16 protein-coding genes are annotated in these 19,985 nt (G+C 73.0%); 14 read left to right on the top strand and 2 right to left on the bottom strand.

Annotated elements, in window-relative coordinates:
- The first annotated feature begins 9 nt into the window (after window positions 1-9).
- Window positions 10-1,644: a flavin monoamine oxidase family protein gene (locus ACZ514_RS28345; protein ID WP_468173328.1), complete on the top strand. Its 1,635-nt coding sequence runs from the start codon at window positions 10-12 to the stop codon at window positions 1,642-1,644.
- 17 nt (window positions 1,645-1,661) lie between these two features.
- On the opposite strand, the gene ACZ514_RS28340 is transcribed toward ACZ514_RS28345, so the two are convergent.
- Both ACZ514_RS28340 and ACZ514_RS28335 read right to left on the bottom strand, forming a co-directional pair.
- The gene (locus ACZ514_RS28340; RefSeq protein WP_469125991.1) at window positions 1,662-3,044 is read right to left on the bottom strand and encodes an FAD-binding oxidoreductase; all 1,383 of its coding nucleotides are present in this window, start codon (window positions 3,042-3,044) and stop codon (window positions 1,662-1,664) included.
- A 69-nt stretch (window positions 3,045-3,113) separates the two neighbouring features.
- Complete coding sequence (locus tag ACZ514_RS28335; RefSeq protein WP_468173324.1) at window positions 3,114-4,919, bottom strand: glycoside hydrolase family 15 protein; 1,806 nt, start codon at window positions 4,917-4,919, stop codon at window positions 3,114-3,116.
- A gap of 448 nt (window positions 4,920-5,367) precedes the next feature.
- Between ACZ514_RS28335 and ACZ514_RS28330 the strand changes: the two genes are divergently transcribed.
- From ACZ514_RS28330 to ACZ514_RS28270, 13 genes are all read left to right on the top strand, one after another.
- Window positions 5,368-7,029, top strand: coding sequence for a CTP synthase (locus ACZ514_RS28330; protein ID WP_468173368.1), 1,662 nt, complete (start codon window positions 5,368-5,370; stop codon window positions 7,027-7,029).
- Between the two features lie 100 nt (window positions 7,030-7,129).
- A complete protein-coding gene (locus ACZ514_RS28325; protein WP_469125990.1) occupies window positions 7,130-7,774 on the top strand; it encodes an NUDIX domain-containing protein in 645 nt (214 codons plus the stop codon).
- A 162-nt stretch (window positions 7,775-7,936) separates the two neighbouring features.
- Window positions 7,937-9,952 (top strand): tetratricopeptide repeat protein, encoded by a 2,016-nt coding sequence (locus ACZ514_RS28320; RefSeq protein ID WP_468173320.1) that lies wholly within the window; start codon window positions 7,937-7,939, stop codon window positions 9,950-9,952.
- Between the two features lie 151 nt (window positions 9,953-10,103).
- A complete protein-coding gene (ald, locus tag ACZ514_RS28315; protein WP_468173318.1) occupies window positions 10,104-11,219 on the top strand; it encodes an alanine dehydrogenase in 1,116 nt (371 codons plus the stop codon).
- Between the two features lie 326 nt (window positions 11,220-11,545).
- Window positions 11,546-12,706, top strand: a complete 1,161-nt coding sequence (locus ACZ514_RS28310) for a ParA family protein (RefSeq protein ID WP_125604141.1) — start codon at window positions 11,546-11,548, stop codon at window positions 12,704-12,706.
- Window positions 12,691-13,203 carry a hypothetical protein gene (locus ACZ514_RS28305; protein WP_468173316.1) on the top strand — a complete coding sequence of 171 codons (513 nt, stop codon included), beginning with the start codon at window positions 12,691-12,693 and terminating at the stop codon, window positions 13,201-13,203. The genes ACZ514_RS28310 and ACZ514_RS28305 overlap by 16 nt, the downstream gene beginning before the upstream one ends.
- A gap of 176 nt (window positions 13,204-13,379) precedes the next feature.
- The gene (locus ACZ514_RS28300; RefSeq protein WP_469125989.1) at window positions 13,380-14,399 is read left to right on the top strand and encodes a segregation and condensation protein A; all 1,020 of its coding nucleotides are present in this window, start codon (window positions 13,380-13,382) and stop codon (window positions 14,397-14,399) included.
- Window positions 14,396-15,034, top strand: a complete 639-nt coding sequence (gene scpB / locus ACZ514_RS28295; protein ID WP_468173312.1) for an SMC-Scp complex subunit ScpB — start codon at window positions 14,396-14,398, stop codon at window positions 15,032-15,034. The genes ACZ514_RS28300 and scpB overlap by 4 nt, the downstream gene beginning before the upstream one ends.
- Window positions 15,034-16,335, top strand: a complete 1,302-nt coding sequence (locus ACZ514_RS28290) for a pseudouridine synthase (protein ID WP_468173310.1) — start codon at window positions 15,034-15,036, stop codon at window positions 16,333-16,335. The genes scpB and ACZ514_RS28290 overlap by 1 nt, the downstream gene beginning before the upstream one ends.
- 156 nt (window positions 16,336-16,491) lie before the next feature.
- On the top strand, window positions 16,492-17,100 hold the full coding sequence (pnuC, locus tag ACZ514_RS28285; RefSeq protein ID WP_468173308.1) for a nicotinamide riboside transporter PnuC: 609 nt from the start codon (window positions 16,492-16,494) through the stop codon (window positions 17,098-17,100).
- A complete protein-coding gene (locus ACZ514_RS28280) occupies window positions 17,097-18,185 on the top strand; it encodes an AAA family ATPase (RefSeq protein WP_468173306.1) in 1,089 nt (362 codons plus the stop codon). The genes pnuC and ACZ514_RS28280 overlap by 4 nt, the downstream gene beginning before the upstream one ends.
- Window positions 18,182-18,961, top strand: a complete 780-nt coding sequence (locus ACZ514_RS28275) for an NUDIX hydrolase (protein ID WP_468700054.1) — start codon at window positions 18,182-18,184, stop codon at window positions 18,959-18,961. Before ACZ514_RS28280 ends, ACZ514_RS28275 begins: the two co-directional genes overlap by 4 nt.
- On the top strand, window positions 18,958-19,974 hold the full coding sequence (locus ACZ514_RS28270) for an ADP-ribosylglycohydrolase family protein (protein WP_469125988.1): 1,017 nt from the start codon (window positions 18,958-18,960) through the stop codon (window positions 19,972-19,974). The genes ACZ514_RS28275 and ACZ514_RS28270 overlap by 4 nt, the downstream gene beginning before the upstream one ends.
- Window positions 19,975-19,985 lie beyond the last annotated feature (11 nt).

Below are 19,985 nucleotides of genomic sequence, written 5' to 3'. Positions count from 1 at the left end.
AGCCCCGCCATGGCCCGTACCCCCCTGATGCGTTCCCTGCGGCAGCTCGCCGCCGAACACGCCGCCGCCCGCCGGCTGCGCATGCCCGCCGCCGAGGTGCGCGGCTCCACCCGCCGCGAACTGCTCGGCCGGGCCGCCGCCCTCGGGCTGGGCACCGCCCTCGCCTCCACCACGACGGCCGCCGCCGCGCCCGCCGTGTCGGGCGCCCCCGCCCAGCGGCCCGCCTCCTCCGCCCGCGTCGCCGTCGTCGGCGCCGGGATATCCGGCCTCACCGCCGCCCTCACCCTCCAGGACGCGGGCATCCCCTGCACCCTCTACGAGGCCAACCCCGCCCGCGTCGGCGGCCGCATGTGGACGCAGCGCGGCCACTGGGCGTACGGGCAGACCTCCGAGATCGGCGGCGAACTGATCGACACCAGCCACAAGAAGATCCTCGAACTGTGCCGCCGCTTCGGCCTGCCCACCGAGGACTTCCTCGGCGGCGGACCCAACGGCGCGGAGGAAGTGCTCTGGTTCAACGGCGCCTACTACTCCCGCACCCAGGCCGACGAGGACTTCAAGCCCGTCTACCAGGCACTGCACCGCGACCTCCAGGAAGCCGGCGAGGTCAGCTGGAACAGCACCACCCCCGCGGGCACCGCCCTCGACAACATGACCCTCCACGAGTGGATCGAGACCCGGATCCCCGGCGGCCACGGCTCGCGTCTCGGCCGGTTCATCGACGTCGCCTACACCGTCGAGTACGGCGCCGACACCACCGCCCAGTCCGCCCTCGCCCTCGTCCTGCTGATGGGCTACCAGCCCAACCCCGGCAACTTCAACGTCTGGGGCCTGTCCAACGAGCGCTACCACATCACCGGCGGCAACGACCGGCTCCCCCACGCCATCGCCGCGGCCCTCGACCCGGGCACCATCGTCATGGGCCGCCGGCTGCTCGCGGTACGGGCCAACGCCGACGGCACCCAGACCCTCACCTTCGACGACTCCGGCTCCACCCGCACCGCCGTCGCCGACCACACCGTCCTGTGCCTGCCGCTGCCGGTCCTCCAGAACCTCGACACCTCGCAGGCCGGGTTCGACCCGCTGATGCGCGACCTGCTGCGCGACGCGCGCATGGGCCACTGCACCAAGCTCAACATGCAGTTCACCGCACGGCCCTGGCGCGGCACCGGCCCCTGGCCGGGAGTCTCCGCCGGCGACTGCTTCACCGACTCCGACGTCCAGCAGACCTGGGACACCACCAAGGTCCAGCCCGGCAACGGCGGCATCCTCCTCCAGTACGGCGGCGGCCGCCTCGCCGGGTCCCTCACCCCCGCGAGCCCCTTCGCCACCGAGACCGACCCCTACGTACGCGCCCTCGCGGACCGCGTGCTCACCGGCATCGACGCCTTCTACCCGGGCACCAAGGCCGTCTGGACGGGCCGCGCCCAGCTCTCCGCCTGGCACCGCAACCCCTACGCGCTGGGCGCCTACTCGTACTGGCCCACCGGCTACCTGCACCGGTACGCCAAGTACGAGGGCACCGCGCAGGGCAACGTCCACATCGGCGGCGAGCACTGCAGCTACGACTTCCAGGGCTTCATGGAAGGCGGCGCCACCGAGGGCGAACGGGCCGCCCGCGAGGTGATCACCGCCCTCACCTGAACCCCGCCGGGCGGCCGCTACAGCGGCTTGACGTTGTGGTTGGAGCGGAACACGTTGTCCGGGTCGTAACGCCGCTTCAACTCGCCCAGGCGCCGCATGTTCCCGGCGCCCAGGCCGGCCACGACCCGGTCCGCGCCCTCGTCCCCGGTGAAGTTGAGGTACACCGCGCCGGTGCTCCACGGCCGGACGTCGGCGCGGACGTCCCTGACCCACTGCCGGACCCGGTCGTCGTCGGCCGGGTCCTCCCACATCCCGAAGGGGTGCACCGCCCACGGGGCGTCGCGGTAGGGCACGGGGTAGCCGGCCGGTCCGGAGGCGACGGCCCCGCCCTGCGGCCACACCACGTGCTGGGTGCCCGTCGGCACGGGCATCGAGGCGGCGCGGGCGCAGAACACCTCCACGAACGCGTCGGGCACCCCGGTCAGGTACTCCGCCGACCAGTGGTTGCGCAGCCCCGGGGGGTCGTCGATCATGCACTGGAGGTCGGCGTACGGGATGGCCGTGACCATCTCCGCCTCGTGCGGGACCGCCAGCAGCGGCTCCACGAGCCTGCGCATCTCGTCCTCGGGACCCGCGTACGTCAGCAGCACGCCCGCCAGCAGCAGCCCCACCAGGTGCGGCGGGACGAACTCCTCGGGCGGCCCCGTCAGGTAGAAGGCGCCGCCGCTCGCCTCCGGCGGCCCCGACTCGATGACGTCCCGGAAGGTGCGCACCACCTCCGGACCGCGCTCGGGCAGGTACAGCAGGAACGCGACCGACATGTGGGGCAGTTCGTGCAGCCGCAGGGTCAGGGAGGTGGCGATCCCGAAGTTGCCGCCGCCGCCGTGCAGCCCCCAGAACAGGTCCGGGTGCTCCTCCGCCGTGACGTGCAGCAGCTCGCCGTCGGCGGTGACCAGCTCGACGCCGAGCAGGTTGTCCACCGCCAGGCCGAACGTCCGGTCCAGCCAGCCCGTCCCCCCGCCCAGCACGAAACCGCCCACGCCGGTGGTGGAGGCCCGGCCCCCGGTGGTCGCCAGCGCGTACGGCTCGCAGGCCCGGTCCAGGTGGCTCATCGTGGCCCCGCCGGCGACGCGCGCGGTCCGCGCCGCCGGACGGACTTCCACTCCGTGCATCCGGCGCAGGTCCACGACGAGCCCCCCGTCGTTCAGGGCCATCCCCGCGACGCTGTGGCCGCCCCCGCGCACCGCGACCGGCAGGTCCAGCTCCCGGGCGAAGCGCACGGCCGTGACCACGTCCGAGGCGCCCTCGCACTGGGCGATCACCGCCGGCCGGCGGTCGATCATGGCGTTGAACACGGTCCGGGCCCCGTCGTACCCGGGATCGTCCGGTGCGAAGACCTCGCCGGCCAGATCCTCGCGGAGCGCGGCGAGTGCCGCGCCCGCCTTGGAGAGGGGCGCCATGGCCACCCTCCCTTCCCGGAAGGGGCGTAGGACCCCTCCAGCGTAGGCGGGCCCCACCGGCCCCGCCCGTCAGCCGCCGTAGGCCCCGCTCGCCGTCAGCCGCAGCGCCGTGTCGATCAGCGGGACGTGGCTGAAGGCCTGCGGGAAGTTCCCCACCTGCCGCTGGAGCTTGGGGTCCCACTCCTCCGCCAGGAGGCCGAGGTCGTTGCGGAGCGCCAGCAGCTTCTCGAAGAGCCGGCGCGCCTCGTCGACCCGGCCGATCATCGCGAGGTCGTCGGCCATCCAGAAGGAGCACGCGAGGAAGGCGCCCTCGTCACCCTCCAGCCCGTCCACCCCCGCCTCCTCGCCGGCCGTCGGGTAGCGCAGGATGAAGCCGTCCGGGGTCGACAGCTCGCGCTGGATCGCCTCGATGGTGCCGATGACCCGCTTGTCGTCCGGCGGCAGGAAGCCCATCTGCGGGATCAGCAGCAGCGAGGCGTCCAGCTCGCGGGAGCCGTAGGACTGGGTGAAGGTGTTGCGCTCCGGGTCGTAGCCCTTCTCGCACACGTCCGCGTGGATCCGGTCGCGCAGCTCGCGCCAGCGGTCCAGCGGACCGTCCGCGTCCCCGCTCTCGACCAGCTTGATCGTGCGGTCCACGGCCACCCAGGCCATCACCTTCGAGTGCACGAAGTGCCGACGCGGGCCGCGCACCTCCCAGATGCCCTCGTCCGGCTCGTTCCAGTGGGTCTCCAGGTAGCGGATCAGCTTCAGCTGGAGCACCGAGGCGTAGTCGTTGCGGGCCAGGCCCGTCATGTGCCCCAGGTGCAGGGCCTCGGTGACCTCGCCGTACACGTCCAGCTGGAGCTGGTGGGCGGCGCCGTTGCCGACGCGCACCGGGGCCGAGTTCTCGTACCCCGGCAGCCAGTCCAGCTCCGTCTCGCCGAGCTCCCGCTCACCGGCGATCCCGTACATGATCTGGAGGTTCTCCGGGTCGCCGGCGACCGCGCGCAGCAGCCAGTCCCGCCAGGCGGCGGCCTCCCCGCGGTAGCCGGTGCGCAGCAGCGAGGACAGGGTGATGGCCGCGTCGCGCAGCCACGTGTAGCGGTAGTCCCAGTTGCGGACGCCGCCGATCTCCTCCGGCAGGGAGGTGGTCGGCGCGGCGACGATCCCGCCCGTGGGCGCGTACGTGAGCGCCTTGAGGGTGATCAGCGAGCGGACCACGGCCTCCCGGTAGGGCCCGTGGTACGTGCACAGGTCCACCCACTCGTGCCAGAACTCGCTGGTGGCCTCCAGGGCCGCCTCGGCGTCCGGGGCCTCCGGCGCGCCCTTGTGGGACGGCTGCCAGCTGATGGCGAAGGCCACCCGGTCGCCCGGGGCGACCGTGAAGTCGGAGTAGGTCGTCAGGTCCTTGCCGTACGTCTGCGCCTCGGTGTCCAGCCAGACGGAGTCCGGGCCGGCGACGGCCACGGTGCGCCCGTCCACCTTGTGCACCCACGGCACGACCCGCCCGTAACTGAAACGCATCCGCAGCGCCGAGCGCATCGGGACGCGCCCGCTGACCCCCTCCACGATGCGGATCAGCTGCGGCGCGTGGTCCTCGCGCGGCGGCATGAAGTCGATGACGCGGACGGTCCCGCGCGGGGTGTCCCACTCCGACTCCAGCACCAGGGAATCGCCCCGGTAGCGCCGGCGCGCGGCCCGCGGCGGCTCCGTGCCCGGCGCGAACGCCGGGCCGATGCGCCAGAACCCGTGTTCCTCGGTGCCCAGAAGGCTCGCGAAGACGGCATGGGAGTCGAAGCGGGGCAGACACAACCAGTCCACCGCGCCGTCCCGGCAGACCAGCGCCGCGGTCTGCATGTCCCCGATCAGTGCGTAATCCTCGATGCGCCCGGACACGTTGCTCTCCAGTCGAAAGGCCACGTCCGCCCCGAAGGGCGCTTGCAATGCGCTGTTGCGCGGTCTCCTGTGCGCAGGGATCCCCGCGTCGAGTCCTAGATTGCCGGAACCGGCGTGGTTACGCCGTCTGCCGGACTGCTCGGCGACGATGTGCAGCGGTATCCGAGCAAGGTATGCGCGAACCCTAGTGATCTCCTTAAGTATGGGGACAATGTCACTCGGCCGAATGGGTGACCTGCGGGAACGCGCGCCGCCGGGGAGCCGGAGGGGGCGGCGCGCAGCGCGCCCGGAGGCGGACCCGTCCGGGCGCTGATAGGCTGGTACCCCGTGGACCGGTGGTCTGCCTGTGCGAATCAGGGGCCCCGAAACCGCAGCTTCGGCACCCCCGGAAACGGGAGAAGTCGCCGGACGCACCTCACCTCGCGACCACGGGAGCCCCCTCTTGGCTATGCCGCCCGCTGCTTTTCGAAACAGCACAGCCATGACGACCAAGCACATCTTCGTCACCGGAGGTGTCGCTTCGTCCCTCGGCAAGGGGCTGACGGCCTCCAGCCTGGGTGCGCTGCTGAAGGCGCGCGGCCTGCGGGTCACGATGCAGAAGCTCGACCCGTACCTGAACGTCGACCCCGGCACGATGAACCCCTTCCAGCACGGTGAGGTGTTCGTCACCAACGACGGCGCCGAGACCGACCTGGACATCGGCCACTACGAGCGCTTCCTCGACGTCGACCTCGACGGCTCGGCCAACGTCACCACCGGCCAGGTCTACAACACGGTCATCGCCAAGGAGCGCCGCGGCGAGTACCTCGGTGACACCGTGCAGGTCATCCCGCACATCACCAACGAGATCAAGCACCGCATCCGCCGCATGGCGACCGAGGACGTCGACGTCGTCATCACCGAGGTCGGCGGCACGGTCGGCGACATCGAGTCGCTCCCGTTCCTGGAGACCGTCCGCCAGGTCCGCCACGAGGTCGGCCGCGACAACGTCTTCGTCGTGCACATCTCGCTGCTGCCCTACATCGGTCCCTCCGGCGAGCTGAAGACCAAGCCCACCCAGCACTCCGTCGCGGCCCTGCGCAACATCGGCATCCAGCCCGACGCGATCGTGCTGCGCGCCGACCGCGACGTCCCCACCTCCATCAAGCGCAAGATCTCGCTGATGTGCGACGTGGACGAGGCGGCCGTGGTCGCGGCGATCGACGCCAAGTCGATCTACGACATCCCGAAGGTGCTGCACACCGAGGGCCTGGACGCCTACGTCGTCCGCAAGCTCGACCTGCCCTTCCGCGACGTCGACTGGACGGTGTGGGAGGACCTGCTGGACCGCGTCCACAACCCCGACCACGAGGTCAAGGTCGCGCTCGTCGGCAAGTACATCGACCTGCCCGACGCCTACCTGTCGGTGACCGAGGCGCTGCGCGCCGGCGGTTTCGCCAACAAGGCCCGCGTCCAGATCAAGTGGGTCACCTCCGACGACTGCAAGACCCCGGCGGGTGCCGCGGCGCAGCTCGGCGACGTGGACGCGATCTGCGTGCCCGGCGGCTTCGGCGACCGCGGTGTCAACGGCAAGGTCGGCGCGATCACCTACGCCCGCGAGAACAAGATCCCGCTGCTGGGCCTGTGCCTGGGCCTCCAGTGCGTGGTCATCGAGGCCGCGCGCAACCTGGCGGGCATCGAGGAGGCGAACTCGACCGAGTTCGACGCCTCCACCCCGCACCCGGTCATCTCGACCATGGAGGAGCAGCTGGCCTTCGTCGAGGGCGCCGGCGACCTGGGCGGCACCATGCGCCTGGGCATGTACACGGCCAAGCTGGCCGAGGGCTCGATCGTGCGCGAGGTCTACGGCGACGCCTACGTCGACGAGCGCCACCGCCACCGCTACGAGGTCAACAACGCCTACCGCGGCGAGCTGGAGAAGACCGGCCTGGTCTTCTCCGGCACCTCCCCGGACAACAAGCTCGTCGAGTACGTCGAGTACCCGCGCGAGGTCCACCCCTACCTGGTGGCCACCCAGGCCCACCCGGAGCTCCGCTCCCGCCCGACCCGCCCGCACCCGCTCTTCGCGGGCCTGGTCAAGGCCGCAGTGGAGCGCCAGCAGCAGGGCTGACGCTCGGTAACGTAGACAGCCGGGCACGGATCACCATCCGTGCCCGGCTGTCGCGCGTTCGCGCGTCCGCCGTTTTTCCACGATCTCGGAGGGCATCGGAATGGACACCGGCACCAGCATCAAGGACACGTCCGAAAGCTGGGAGACCCTGTCGACCCGGCGGCCCTTCCAGGGCGCCAAGACGGCGGTGGCCTCCGACGAGGTGCGGATGCCCGACGGCTCGGTGGCCCGCCGCGACTACCAGGTGCACCCCGGATCGGTGTGCGTGCTCGTCCTGGACGAGGACGACCGGGTGCTCGTGATCCGCCAGTACCGCCACCCCGTCCGCCACCGGCTGTGGGAGCTGCCGGCCGGGCTGCTGGACGTACCGGGGGAGAACCCGCTGAGCGCGGCGCGGCGGGAGCTGTACGAGGAGGCCCACGTCACGGCGGGGGACTGGCGGGTGCTGGCCGACTTCTACGCCTCCCCGGGCGGCTCCGACGAGGCGATCCGCGTCTTCCTGGCGCGGGACGTGGCCGCCGCGGACGGCGAGCGGTACGCCGAGACGGACTCCGAGGAGGCCGACATGCAGGTGGAATGGGTGGCCCGGGAGGAGCTGGTGCGGGGCATCCTGGCCGGCGAGCTGGGCAACCCGGCGCTGGTGACGGGCGTACTGGCCCTGACCGCCGCCCTCGCCTCCGGTTCCGGCACCGACGCCCTGCGCCCCGCCGACGCCCCCTGGCCGCAGCGGCCGTACGGGGCGTAGCCGCCGCCCCCGCGGCGCCGCTCGCGGCGGTCCGGCGGCCCCGGGCACGGCGTGGCGCGCCCGTGTTCCGGAGCGGCCGGGGGAGCGGCGCATTAAATAGGCCCATCCGCTGATCCGATCGGGCGATCTGTAGGCCGCGCTCCCCACGGTCCGTCGCTCTGCGTGAACTACGCTCAGCAACCCGAAGGCAGGGAGAGGAGCGGATCCGTGGCGGATTTCGTCGGGCGGCGGCGTGAGCTCAAGGAGCTGCGCGAGGACATCGCGCGGACCGGGCTCGACACCCTCTCGGGCCGCAAGGCGAAGGCTCCCCGCGCACGGGTGCTGCTGGTCGCCGGGAGGCCCGGATCGGGGCGGACCGCGCTCGCGGAGGCGTTCGTGCGCGAGGTGGCCGAACAGTACCCCGACGGCCTGGTCAGGGTGCGGCTCGCCGAACCCGGCGGCGAACCCGTCGCCACGGAGCGGGCCGTCCGGACCCTGCTCGAGGGGCTCGGGGAGGCCACTCCGCCCGGGGCCGGCGAGGACGACCTCAGCGCCGCCCTGCGGGAGGCGCTGGCGGAGCGGCGGGCGATCCTGCTGGTCGACGACGCCGCCGACCCGCACCAGGTCGACGCCCTGCTCCCCGACAACCCCGAGTGCCTCGTCGTGGTCACCGCGGAGGGCCCGCTCACCGGGATCCCCGACGTCCGCCCCTGCACGCTCGGCGGCCTCGACCCCACCTCCGCCGTCGGCCTGCTCGCCCGTCGCATCGGCGACACGCGCGTCACCGCCGACCCCCGCGCCGCCGAGGCCCTCGCCGAGGAGTGCGGCGGGCTGCCCGCCGCGCTGGCCCTCGCCGGCGGCTGGCTCGCCGCGCACCCCAAGGCCACCGTCGCGGACCTGGCCAAGCAGCTCCACGACATGCCGCCCGGCACCACCGGGCCGCTGGGCCGCGCCTTCCGGCTGGTCTACGAGTCCCTGCCGCAGCCGGCCCGCCGCACCCTGCACCTGCTGCCGCTCGCCCCCGCCGGGTACCTCGACTCGCACACCGCCTCGGCCCTGGCCGGCTGCTCGGTGGCCGCGGCCCAGTCCACCCTGGAGGACTTCGCCGCCCTGGGCCTCGTGCGGACCGCCCCGGACGGCCTCTTCCTGCTGCCCGGCTGCCTCGCCCCCTTCCTCCAGGCACTGCTGGAGACCAAGGAGCGTCCCGCCGAGGTGCAGCTGGCGCGCGCCCGGATGCTGGAGCGGACCGTACGACTGCTCACCTCGTGCCGGGCCATGACGGACGCCGACGAGGACGACGACGACGTGCGCGAGCGCCTGGACGGGACCCCCCGCGCCCTGCGCTTCCCCGACCGGCGCTCCGCCGCCGTCTGGCTGGACACCCGGCTGCCCGCGCTGACCTCGGCCGCGCGCCTGGCCGTGGCCGACGGCGGGCTGGACACCCTGGCCCGCAGGCTGGTCTCCGGCCTGGTCCGGGCGCTGGCCGGACACCGCGGGACCGAGGCGGCCGCCCCCGAGCTGTACGGGCTGCACCGCCTCGTCCTGGACGTGGCCGAGCGGCGGGACCTGCACCGGGAGCGGGCCGCCGCCCTGCTGAACCTGGCCGACCTGGACGCCCGGACCGGCCGGACCGAGGAGGCGCTGGCCCGGTACCGGGCCGCGCTGGACGCGGGAAAGGCCGCGAACGACCCGTACGCGACGGGCCGCGCGATGGAATCCGTAGGCGGCGCGTACCAGGAGCTGGCGGACTGGCCCCGTGCCTCCGACTGGTTCGGCCGCGCCCTGGCCCACGCCCTGGCGCGCGGCGAGCGGCTGGACGAGGCGAGGCTGTACGGCCGGCTGGGCAACGTGCACACCTACGCGGGCCGGTACGGGGAGGCCCTGCGCAGCTGGCGCGCCGCCGCCGCGGGCTACCGCCGGCTGGCCGATGTGCCGGGCCAGGCAAAGGCGTTGAGCGAGATGGCACGGGTCCAGGAGTACGCCGGCCGGCCCGAGGAATCGCTGCACACCTGCCGCGAGGCCATCGAGCTGGCGCGCCGTGCCGGGGACCAGCGGCTCCAGGCCGCGCTCCAGGTGCGGTTGGCCGACACGCTGGACCGGCTGGGGGACCCGGCGGCGGCGAGGCTGCACCGATCCGCAGCCGACAGATTGCTGGGAGACGACCCCGCAGCCTGCGAAATCCGCAGTGTGTCCGACTGAAGTTATTCGTTTGCAAGGCTAGACAGCGCCTCATCCTTCATTAGACTGGCTTCACCACGACATCAGTGGTGCATCCCGTTGCGCGTTCTTGTGGGCGGGTATGTATGGAAGTGCCCCGTAAAATCCCCTGAGCCAAGGACCGTGATCGACGATGAAGGTCGGCATCCCCCGCGAGGTCAAGAACAACGAGTTCCGGGTCGCCATCACGCCCGCCGGCGTGCATGAGCTGGTCCGCAACGGCCACCAGGTCTTCATCGAGCAGAACGCCGGTGTCGGCTCCTCGATCACGGACGCCGAGTACGTCGCCGCCGGTGCCGAGATCCTCGGCACCGCCGACGAGGTCTGGCAGACCGCTGACCTGCTGCTGAAGGTCAAGGAGCCCATCGCGGAGGAGTACCACCGCCTCCGCAAGGACCAGACCCTCTTCACCTACCTGCACCTGGCGGCCTCCCGCGAGTGCACGGACGCGCTCCTCGAGTCCGGCACCACCGCCATCGCGTACGAGACGGTCGAGCTCGCCAACCGCGCGCTCCCGCTGCTCGCCCCGATGTCCGAGGTCGCGGGCCGCCTGGCCCCGCAGGTCGGCGCCTACCACCTGATGCGCTCGGCCGGCGGCCGCGGCGTCCTCCCCGGCGGCGTCCCCGGCACCCACGCCGGCGAGTGCGTGGTCATCGGCGGCGGCGTCTCCGGCTGGAACGCGGCGCAGATCGCCATCGGCATGGGCTTCCACGTGACCCTGCTCGACCGCGACATCAACAAGCTCCGCGAGGCCGACAAGATCTTCGGCACGAAGATCAAGACGATCGTCTCCAACGCCTACGAGCTGGAGAAGGCCGTCGTCGAGGCCGACCTCGTCATCGGTGCCGTGCTGATCCCGGGTGCGAAGGCCCCGAAGCTGGTCACCAACGAGCTCGTCGCCAAGATGAAGCCCGGAAGTGTCCTTGTCGACATTGCGATCGACCAGGGCGGCTGCTTCGAGGACTCCCGTCCGACCACCCACGCCGAGCCGACCTTCCAGGTCCACAACTCGGTCTTCTACTGCGTCGCCAACATGCCGGGCGCGGTGCCGAACACCTCCACCTACGCCCTGACGAACGCGACCCTGCCCTACATCGTGCAGCTCGCGAACCTCGGCTGGGTCGAGGCGCTGCGCCGTGACCCGGCCCTGGCGCTGGGCCTCAACACCCATGAGGGCAAGGTCGTTTACGGTCCCGTCGCCGAGGCCCACGGCCTCGAGACCCTCGAGCTCGGCACGCTGCTCGGCTGAACCGTCAACGACTGACGTCAATCTCACGTCTCCGGCCGGACCTTGCCCGCAAGGTCCGGCCGGACGCGTTCGCGGGCCGCCCGCCGGGCCCGCTCAACTCGCCTCGAACGTAACCCTTTAACCCTTTCGCACACCCGCGAAAATTCGCAGTGACAGCGCGCACGCCCTTGACAGAGTGGTGTTCGGTTGCCGACACATCGTGCCGGGTCCGGTGGATTGTGTTGCCGCTGGGCGGTGACACGCCATAGAGTCGCCAACCGTCGGCATGGTGCAACGCTGACCTATCGATAAGTGTCCTGGTCACGTCCGAGGAGGTAAGACGACTTGTGAATGAGTCGACATTTGCTCCTGGAGGTGGTCGAGCAGGGACGCCTGAGCGGGGACAGGGTCCTGCCGGGCTCGAAGCTGTCGGCTCCGTCGCGGTCCGCACCTTCGCAAACCACCAGCACATGACGACGCCCCAAAAGAGCATGGACGGCCTAGACGTGAACTCCACGGCCGGCGACCACGGTGGCGATACGCCCATTGGTTTCGCCGACTACGACCAGGTGCCCGAGGGGCACTTCTACGACCCCGACGCGGAATACGAGCCCGACCCCGAGTACGCGGCCACCCTCGCGCCCGACGCTGCCCGCCAGCGCCGCGAGCGGATCGGCCCGACCGGACGCCCGCTCCCGTACTTCCCGATCCCGGGTCCGCTGACCGACCACGGTCCGGCGAAGATCATCGCGATGTGCAACCAGAAGGGCGGCGTGGGCAAGACCACGTCGACCATCAACCTGGGTGCCGCGCTCGCCGAGTACGGGCGCCGCGTGCTGCTCGTCGACTTCGACCCGCAGGGCGCGCTGTCCGTGGGCCTCGGCGTGAACCCGATGGAACTCGACCTGACGGTCTACAACCTGCTCATGGAGCGGGGCATGTCGGCCGACGAGGTGCTGCTCAAGACCGCGGTCCCCAACATGGACCTGCTGCCGAGCAACATCGACCTGTCCGCCGCCGAAGTGCAGTTGGTGAGCGAGGTCGCGCGCGAGTCGACGCTCCAGCGGGCGCTGAAGCCCCTGATGGCCGACTACGACTACATCGTGATCGACTGTCAGCCCTCGCTCGGCCTGCTGACGGTCAACGCCCTGACGGCGGCTCACAAGGTCATCGTGCCGCTGGAATGCGAGTTCTTCGCACTGCGGGGCGTCGCCCTCCTCACGGAGACCATCGAGAAGGTCCAGGAGCGGCTCAACCCGGAGCTGGAACTCGACGGCATCCTCGCCACCATGTACGACTCCCGTACGGTGCACAGCCGCGAGGTGCTGGCCCGCGTGGTCGAGGCCTTCGACGACCACGTCTACCACACGGTCATCGGCCGGACGGTGCGCTTCCCGGAGACCACGGTCGCCGGCGAGCCGATCACCACGTACGCGTCGAACTCCGTCGGCGCGGCCGCCTATCGCCAGCTGGCCAGGGAGGTGCTCGCCCGGTGTCCCGCCGAGTGAGTCTGCCCGGCGCCGACGAACTGTTCCGCACCACCGGAGGGACGGCCCTCCAGTCGTCCTCGCCGCGGCGGGGCGCCGAGGAGGCGCCGGGCGCCACGGGCACGGAGCGCACGGCCGCACCGGCGGACGGCACGACGCGGACCACGGGGGACGCCCGGGGCCGGGAGGCCGGCGAACCGGCGGTGGGCGCGCAGCGCAGGCCGCAGGAAGGTTCTGCCACCGCGGCCGGGGCGTCGTCGCCCCGGCCCGGCAAGGGCCAGGGCCGGGGCGCGAACCGGCGGCCGAGCGGGCGCGAACGGCACGACGAGAAGATCACGGTCTACGTCTCCGCCGAGGAGCTCATGGACCTGGAACACGCCCGCCTGGTGCTCCGCGGTGAGCACGGGCTCGCCGTGGACCGCGGCCGCATCGTCCGCGAGGCGGTGGCGGTGGTCCTCGCGGACCTGGAGTCCCGGGGCGACGCCAGCATCCTGGTCCGCCGCCTGCGCGGCCGCTGACGGCTTGCCCGCTCGTCGGACCCCTGGCTCCGGCGGCCCCGTCCGCCGGCCCGCCGCCCGGCCCTTTGTCCGGCCGGCCACCCCGCGCCGGGGCGGCGGCGTCCGCGCGGCCGCCCGGTCAGGGCCTAGGCTGCATGTGGCCGGCCGGCCGACCTCCCGTACCACCCTGGACCGCGATGCCCCCGAACGAAGACGCCGCCCGCCCGGCCCGCCGGAGCCTCGGCCGAGGGCCAGGGGCGGCCCAGGAGGCCCCTGGGGCGCCCGCAGCGGCCCGCGGCACGTCCGGCGGCGGAGAGGGCGCCGCGACGGTCCCACCGGCCCCTGAGGGGCCGGACAGGAGCGTCACCGGAGCGCTGCCGGAGCCCGGAGCCCCGGACGCGCCCGGCGCGGCCGGCGCGGGCGAGGGGCGGTTCACGCTGCGCCTCGACAACTTCGAGGGCCCCTTCGACCTGCTGCTCCAGCTGATCTCCCGGCACAAGCTCGACGTCACCGAGGTCGCGCTGTCCAAGGTCACCGACGAGTTCATGGCCCACATCCGGGCCATGGGCCCCGACTGGGACCTCGACCAGACGACCGAGTTCCTCGTCGTCGCCGCGACCCTGCTCGACCTGAAGGCCGCCCGGCTGCTGCCCGCCGCCGAGGTCGAGGACGAGGCCGACCTGGCCCTGCTGGAGGCCCGGGACCTGCTCTTCGCCCGGCTGCTCCAGTACAAGGCGTACAAGCGGATCGCCGCGATCTTCCAGGACCGTGCCGAGGCGGAGGGCAGGCGCTACCCCCGGACCGTCGGGCTGGAGCCGCACCACGCCGAGCTGCTGCCCGAGGTGGTCATCAGCATCGGCGCCGACGGCCTCGCCCGCCTCGCGGTGCGGGCCATGCGGCCCAAGGCCGCGCCGCAGGTGTACGTCGACCACATCCACGCCCCCCTCGTCAGCGTGCGGGAGCAGGCCGGGCACGTCGTACGCCTCCTCAGGACGCGCGGCGAGGCGACGTTCCAGGAGCTGACCGAGGACGCCCCGGACACCCTCACCGTCGTCGCCCGCTTCCTGGCGCTGCTGGAGCTGTACCGGGAGAAGGCCGTGGCCCTCGACCAGCCCGAGGCCCTGCTCACCCTCACGGTGCGCTGGTGCGGCGGCGACGGCGACGGGACGCCGAGGGTGACGGACGAGTTCGACCGAGTCGTGGAGGTGGCGCGGTGACCGGAGTGCAGACCGGGGTGCAGGACCGGCTGGAGCTGAAGGGCGCGCTGGAGGCCGTCCTGATGGTCGTGGACGAGCCCGCGACCGCCGAACACCTCGCCAAGGTGCTGGAACGCACACCGCGCGAGGTCGACGACGCCCTGCGCGCCCTCGCCGACGAGTACACCGCGCAGCGCCGCGGCTTCGAGCTGCGGCTGGTCGCCGGGGGCTGGCGTTTCTACACCCGGCCCGCGTACGCGGCCGCCGTGGAGGCCTTCGTCCTGGACGGTCAGCAGGCCCGGCTCACCCAGGCGGCCCTGGAGACCCTGGCGGTGGTCGCGTACCGCCAGCCGGTGAGCCGCTCGCGGGTCTCGGCGGTCCGCGGAGTCAACTGCGACGGGGTCATGAGGACCCTGCTCCAGCGGGGTCTGGTGGCCGAGGCGGGCACGGAACCCGAAACAGGTGCGATCCTGTACAGGACGACGAACTACTTTCTGGAGCGGATGGGCCTGCGAGGCCTGGACGAGCTCCCGGAGCTCGCGCCCTTCCTTCCCGAGGCGGACGCGATCGAAGCCGAGACGCAAGAAGGTGTGCCGTCGTTCGATCCGGACGCACCGGACACTGACGTAGACGACGACAAGACGACGGAACTTTGATGCGAAGCAGCGGCAACGGCAACGGTGGCGGCAACAGGAACAGCGGCGGCGGTGGCGGCGGACGCGGTGGCTCCCGCGGCGGCTCCTCCGGCGGCGGTGGCTACCGCGGTGGCTCCTCCTCCGGCGGGGGCGGTGGCTACCGGGGCGCAGGCTCCTCCGGCGGCAGCTCCTCCGGTGGGGGCGGCTACCGCGGCGGCTCCTCCGGCGGGTACCAGGGCGGCGGCTCCGACTCCCGCGGCCGCGACCGTGACCGCGACCAGGCGCCCCAGCGGCCCCGCAACCCCCGCCCCGAGGAGCGCCGCTACGACGTCGGCCCCGAGGGCGAGCGCAACGGCCGCAGCGGCCCCAAGGCCGGTGGCGGCGGCGCCCGCGGCGCGGCCGCGCGCGGCGGTGCCAAGGGCGGCCCCAAGACCTCCCGGACGCCCGGCATCGGCGGGGCCGGCGGCCCGCGCCGCGGTCCGGGGAGCCGCAGCGGCCAGTCGCGTCCCCGCGAGCTGGAGGCGCGGATCGAGGAGCGCGTGCGCGACCGGTACGCCGACAAGCCCGTGATCAAGACCCCGAAGACCTTCCCGGGCGCCGAGGAGGAGGGCGAGCGTCTGCAGAAGGTGCTCGCCCGTGCCGGCATGGGATCGCGCCGGGCGTGCGAGGAGCTCATCGAGCAGGCCCGCGTCGAGGTCAACGGCGAGATCGTGCTGGAGCAGGGCAAGCGCGTCCTGCCGAAGGACGAGATCAAGGTCGACGGCCTGACCGTCGCCACGCAGTCGTACCTGTTCTTCGCGCTGAACAAGCCCGCCGGTGTCGTCTCCACCATGGAGGACCCGGACGGCCGCCAGTGCCTCGGCGACTACGTCACCAACCGTGAGACCCGTCTCTTCCACGTCGGCCGGCTCGACACCGAAACGGAGGGCATCATCCTGCTCACCAACCACGGTGAGCTGGCCCACCGCCTCACCCACCCGAAGTACGGCGTGCAGAAGACCTACGTCGCCGCCATCACCGGCTCGCTGCCGCGTGACATCGGCAAGCGGCTCAAGGAGGGCATCGAGCTGGAGGACGGCTACGCCCGCGCCGACAACTTCCGCGTCGTCGACCAGGTCGGCAAGAACTACCTGGTCGAGGTGACCCTCCACGAGGGCCGCAAGCACATCGTCCGCCGCATGCTGGCCGAGGCCGGCTTCCCGGTGGACAAGCTCGTCCGGACCGCCTTCGGTCCGATCGAGCTGGGCGACCAGAAGTCCGGCTGGCTGCGCCGCCTGACCAACACCGAGGTCGGCATGCTGATGCGCGAGGTCGGCCTGTAGGCCCCCGCCCCCGAAGTCCCCGAGAACCCGCGGCGCCCTCCGGCGCCGCGGGTTCTCCGTTTGCCGCCGCCGCTCGGCGCCCCGGTCCGTCCCGGTGCTTGCCGCCGGCCGCCCCCGTGTTTATAGTCAGAGTGACTATAAAGGGAGGGCGGCCCCATGGGCTGGAACACGAGCTGGACCGAGATCCTCGGCTTCGCCACGGGCGCCGTGTGCGTCTGGCTGGTGGCCCGGCAGCACCTCGCCAACTGGCCGGTCGGGATCGCCAACAACCTCTTCTTCATCGTGCTGTTCACCCAGGCCGGCCTCTACGCCGACGCCGGGCTCCAGATCGTCTTCATCGCCCTCGCCGCCTACGGCTGGTGGTCCTGGACCCACGGGGGTGGACCAGGAACCGCCGGAGCCCTGCCGGTGCGCCGCACCACGCGCGCCGAATGGGCCGGGCTGCTGGTGGCGGGGGCGGTGGGGACCGCCGCCCTGACCCTGCTGCTCGGCCGGGTCAGCGACTCCACCGTCCCGTTCTGGGACGCCCTCACCACCGGGCTCTCCCTCATGGCCACCTACGGCCAGTGCCGCAAGCTCCTGGAGTCCTGGTGGCTGTGGATCGCCGCCGACCTCGTCTTCATCCCGCTCTACGCGTCCAAGGGGCTGTACCTGACCTCGGTCCTCTACACGGGCTTCCTCGCCCTGTGCGTGGCCGGACTCGTCGGCTGGCACCGGACGCTCCCGGCCCGCGGCGCCCGCACGGCCCTGGAGGCGACGGCATGAGCGGCGGCGAGCGCTACGGCCACGGGCTGGTGCTGGGCAAGTTCTACCCGCCGCACGCCGGCCACCACCACCTGGTGCGCACCGCCCAGGACCAGTGCGAGCGGCTGACCGTCCTGGTCTGCGCCGCTTCCGTCGAGTCGGTTCCGCTCGCCGACCGGGTCGCCTGGATGCGCGAGGCGCACCCCGGGGCCGAGGTGGTCGGCGCGGTCGACGACATCCCCGTCGACCTGCACGACCCCGACGTCTGGGAGGCGCACATGGCGGTCTTCCGCAGCGCCGTGGGCCGGCGCGTGGACGCCGTCTTCACCTCGGAGGAGTACGGGACCGAACTCGCCCGGCGGTTCGGCGCCCAGGAGGTCAGCGTGGACCCGGCGCGCACCCTGTTCCCCGTGTCGGGCACCGCCGTGCGCGAGGACCCGGTCCGCTGCTGGGAGTTCCTCGGACCCGGCGTACGGGCCGCCCTCGCCCGGCGGGTGGTCGTCCTGGGCGCCGAGTCCACCGGCACCACCACCCTCTCGCGGGAACTGGCGGCGCACTACCGGCGGCGCGGCGGCGTGTGGGCGAAGACGGGCTGGGTCCCCGAGTACGGGCGGCAGTACAGCGAGGAGAAGCTCGCGGCCGCCCGCGCGGCCGACCCGGCCGCCTCCTGGGAGGACGTGTCCTTCGGCTCGCCGGAGTTCCCGGTGATCGCCCGCCGCCAGGACGAGGCCGAGGAGCGGGCCGCCCGGCTCGGCTCCCCGGTGCTCTTCTGCGACACCGACTCCTTCGCCACCGGCATCTGGCACCAGCGCTACCTCGGCGGCCGCAACGCGGAGGTCGAGGAGATCGCCGCCCGCCGCCCCCGCGACCTCTACCTGCTGACCGACCACGAGGGCGTCCCCTTCGAGGACGACGGGCTGCGCGACGGCCCCGGACTCAGACCGTGGATGACCGCCCGCTTCCGGCGGGAACTCACCCGCACCGGGAGGCGTTTCCTGGTCGTCGGCGGGGACCGGCGGACCCGGCTCGAAACGGCCGTGGCGGCGGTCGACGGCCTGCTGGCCGAGGGCTGGCACTTCGCGGCGCCCCTCCCGGAGCGCCGGTGAGCGCCCCGGCGGCGGGCGGCCGTGAGGACCGTCCCGGACCGCATGCCCCCGCGTCGTACGACCCGCACGCCTTCGAGCCCTTCGCGGTGACCGTCGACCTCGCCGTCCTCACCGTGCGCGGCGGAGCCCTGCACGTCCTGCTGATCCGGCGCGGCCGGGAACCGTACGCGGGAGCCTGGGCGCTCCCCGGCGGCTTCGTCCTGCCCCGGGAGTCCGCCGAGACGGCCGCCCGCCGCGAGCTGGCCGAGGAGACCGGCCTGCCGCCGGAGGTCGTCGCCGCCCTTCACCTGGAACAGCTGCGCACCTACAGCGAGCCGGACCGGGACCCCCGCATGCGGGTGGTGTCGGTGGCCTTCACCGCCCTGGTCCCCGACATGCCGGAACCGGCCGAGGAGGGCGGCGGGGACGCCGACCGGGCCCGGTGGGTGCCGGTGGGCGGGGCCGAGGGGCTCGCCTTCGACCACGGGCTGATCCTGGCGGACGCCCGGCGGCGGGTCGGCTCGAAGCTGGAGTACACCTGCCTGGCCACCGCCTTCTGCCCGCCCGAGTTCACCCTCGGGGAGCTCCAGGCCGTCTACGAGACCGTCTGGGGCACTTCCCTGGACCGCCCGAACTTCCGCCGCAAGGTGCTCGCCACGCCCGGCTTCGTCGAGGCCGTGCCGGGAGCCGCCCGGCTGACCGGGGGCCGCGGCAAACCCGCCGCCCTGTACCGGGCCGGACCGGCGACCACCCTGCACCCGCCCCTGCTCCGCCCCTCGGAAGGACCCACCCTGTGACCGCCACCAAGCGTGCCGCGACGGGCGCCCTCATCGGCCTGGCCCTCGGCGACGCCCTCGGCTTCCCGACGGAGTTCCACGACGTTCCGTCGATCCTCGCCAAGACCGGTCCGTGGCGCGAGATGCGGCTGCCCCGCCCCGCGCTCGTCACCGACGACACCCAGATGACCCTGGCGCTGGCGCGCGGCATACGCACCGCCGCCGACCGGGGCCGGGTGGGCCCGCTGCGGCTGGCGCGGCCGGTCCGCGAGGAGTTCGTCGACTGGTACCACTCCCCGGAGAACAACCGGGCCCCCGGCCGGACCTGCCTGGTCGCCTGCGGCCTGCTGAACGATCCGGAGCGCGACTGGCGCGACGCCAGCCAGATCGGCTCCAAGGGCTGCGGCGCCAACATGCGCGTGGTCCCGGTCGGGCTGGTCCCCGGCTGGACCGACGAGGAGCGGGCGGGCGCCGCCCAGCTCCAGTCGGCCCTCACCCACGGCCACCCCACCGCCCTGGCCGCCTCCGACCTGACCGCGCGCGCCGTGCACCTCCTCGCCCGGGGAGCCGAGGTCACCGGCCTGGTCGGGCAGCTGCGCTCGTACGCCCTGGAGAACCGCACCCGCTACCACGAGCGCTGGCTCGGGGACCTGTGGACGCGGACGGCCTGCGACGCCTCCCCGGAGTCCTTCATGGCCCGGGGCTGGGACGAGTGCCTGGCCGTGCTGGACCGCCTCGCCGCCGCCCTGCGCACGCCGTCCCCCGAGACCGACCCCTGCCTGACCACCGGCGAGGGGTGGATCGCGGAGGAGGCCCTGGCCACCGCCCTCCAGTGCTTCCTGCTCTTCCCGGAGGAGCCCCTGACGGCCCTGCGCCGCGCGGCCTGCACGGCCGGGGACTCCGACTCGATCGCCTGCCTGGCCGGTGCCTTCGCCGGCGCCCACCTCGGCGCGGACGTCTGGCCCCGGGACTGGGAGGGCCGCATCGAGTACCGCGAGGAACTGCTCGCCTTCGGCGCGCTCTGGGACGCCTGAGCCCTTCCCGG

This window comes from Streptomyces sp. NPDC034086 (assembly GCF_055575515.1).
This window is presented reverse-complemented; position numbering and strand designations above follow the sequence as displayed.

Excerpts from the sequence above, each read along its gene's own strand:
- ACZ514_RS28345 (WP_468173328.1), top strand. The coding sequence starts at position 10 with ATGGCCCGTACCCCCCTGATGCGTTCCCTGCGGCAGCTCGCCGCCGAA.
- ACZ514_RS28340 (WP_469125991.1), bottom strand. The coding sequence starts at position 3,044 with ATGGCGCCCCTCTCCAAGGCGGGCGCGGCACTCGCCGCGCTCCGCGAG.
- ACZ514_RS28330 (WP_468173368.1), top strand. The coding sequence starts at position 5,368 with ATGCCGCCCGCTGCTTTTCGAAACAGCACAGCCATGACGACCAAGCAC.
- ACZ514_RS28325 (WP_469125990.1), top strand. The coding sequence starts at position 7,130 with ATGGACACCGGCACCAGCATCAAGGACACGTCCGAAAGCTGGGAGACC.
- ald (WP_468173318.1), top strand. The coding sequence starts at position 10,104 with ATGAAGGTCGGCATCCCCCGCGAGGTCAAGAACAACGAGTTCCGGGTC.
- ACZ514_RS28300 (WP_469125989.1), top strand. The coding sequence starts at position 13,380 with ATGCCCCCGAACGAAGACGCCGCCCGCCCGGCCCGCCGGAGCCTCGGC.
- ACZ514_RS28290 (WP_468173310.1), top strand. The coding sequence starts at position 15,034 with ATGCGAAGCAGCGGCAACGGCAACGGTGGCGGCAACAGGAACAGCGGC.
- pnuC (WP_468173308.1), top strand. The coding sequence starts at position 16,492 with ATGGGCTGGAACACGAGCTGGACCGAGATCCTCGGCTTCGCCACGGGC.
- ACZ514_RS28280 (WP_468173306.1), top strand. The coding sequence starts at position 17,097 with ATGAGCGGCGGCGAGCGCTACGGCCACGGGCTGGTGCTGGGCAAGTTC.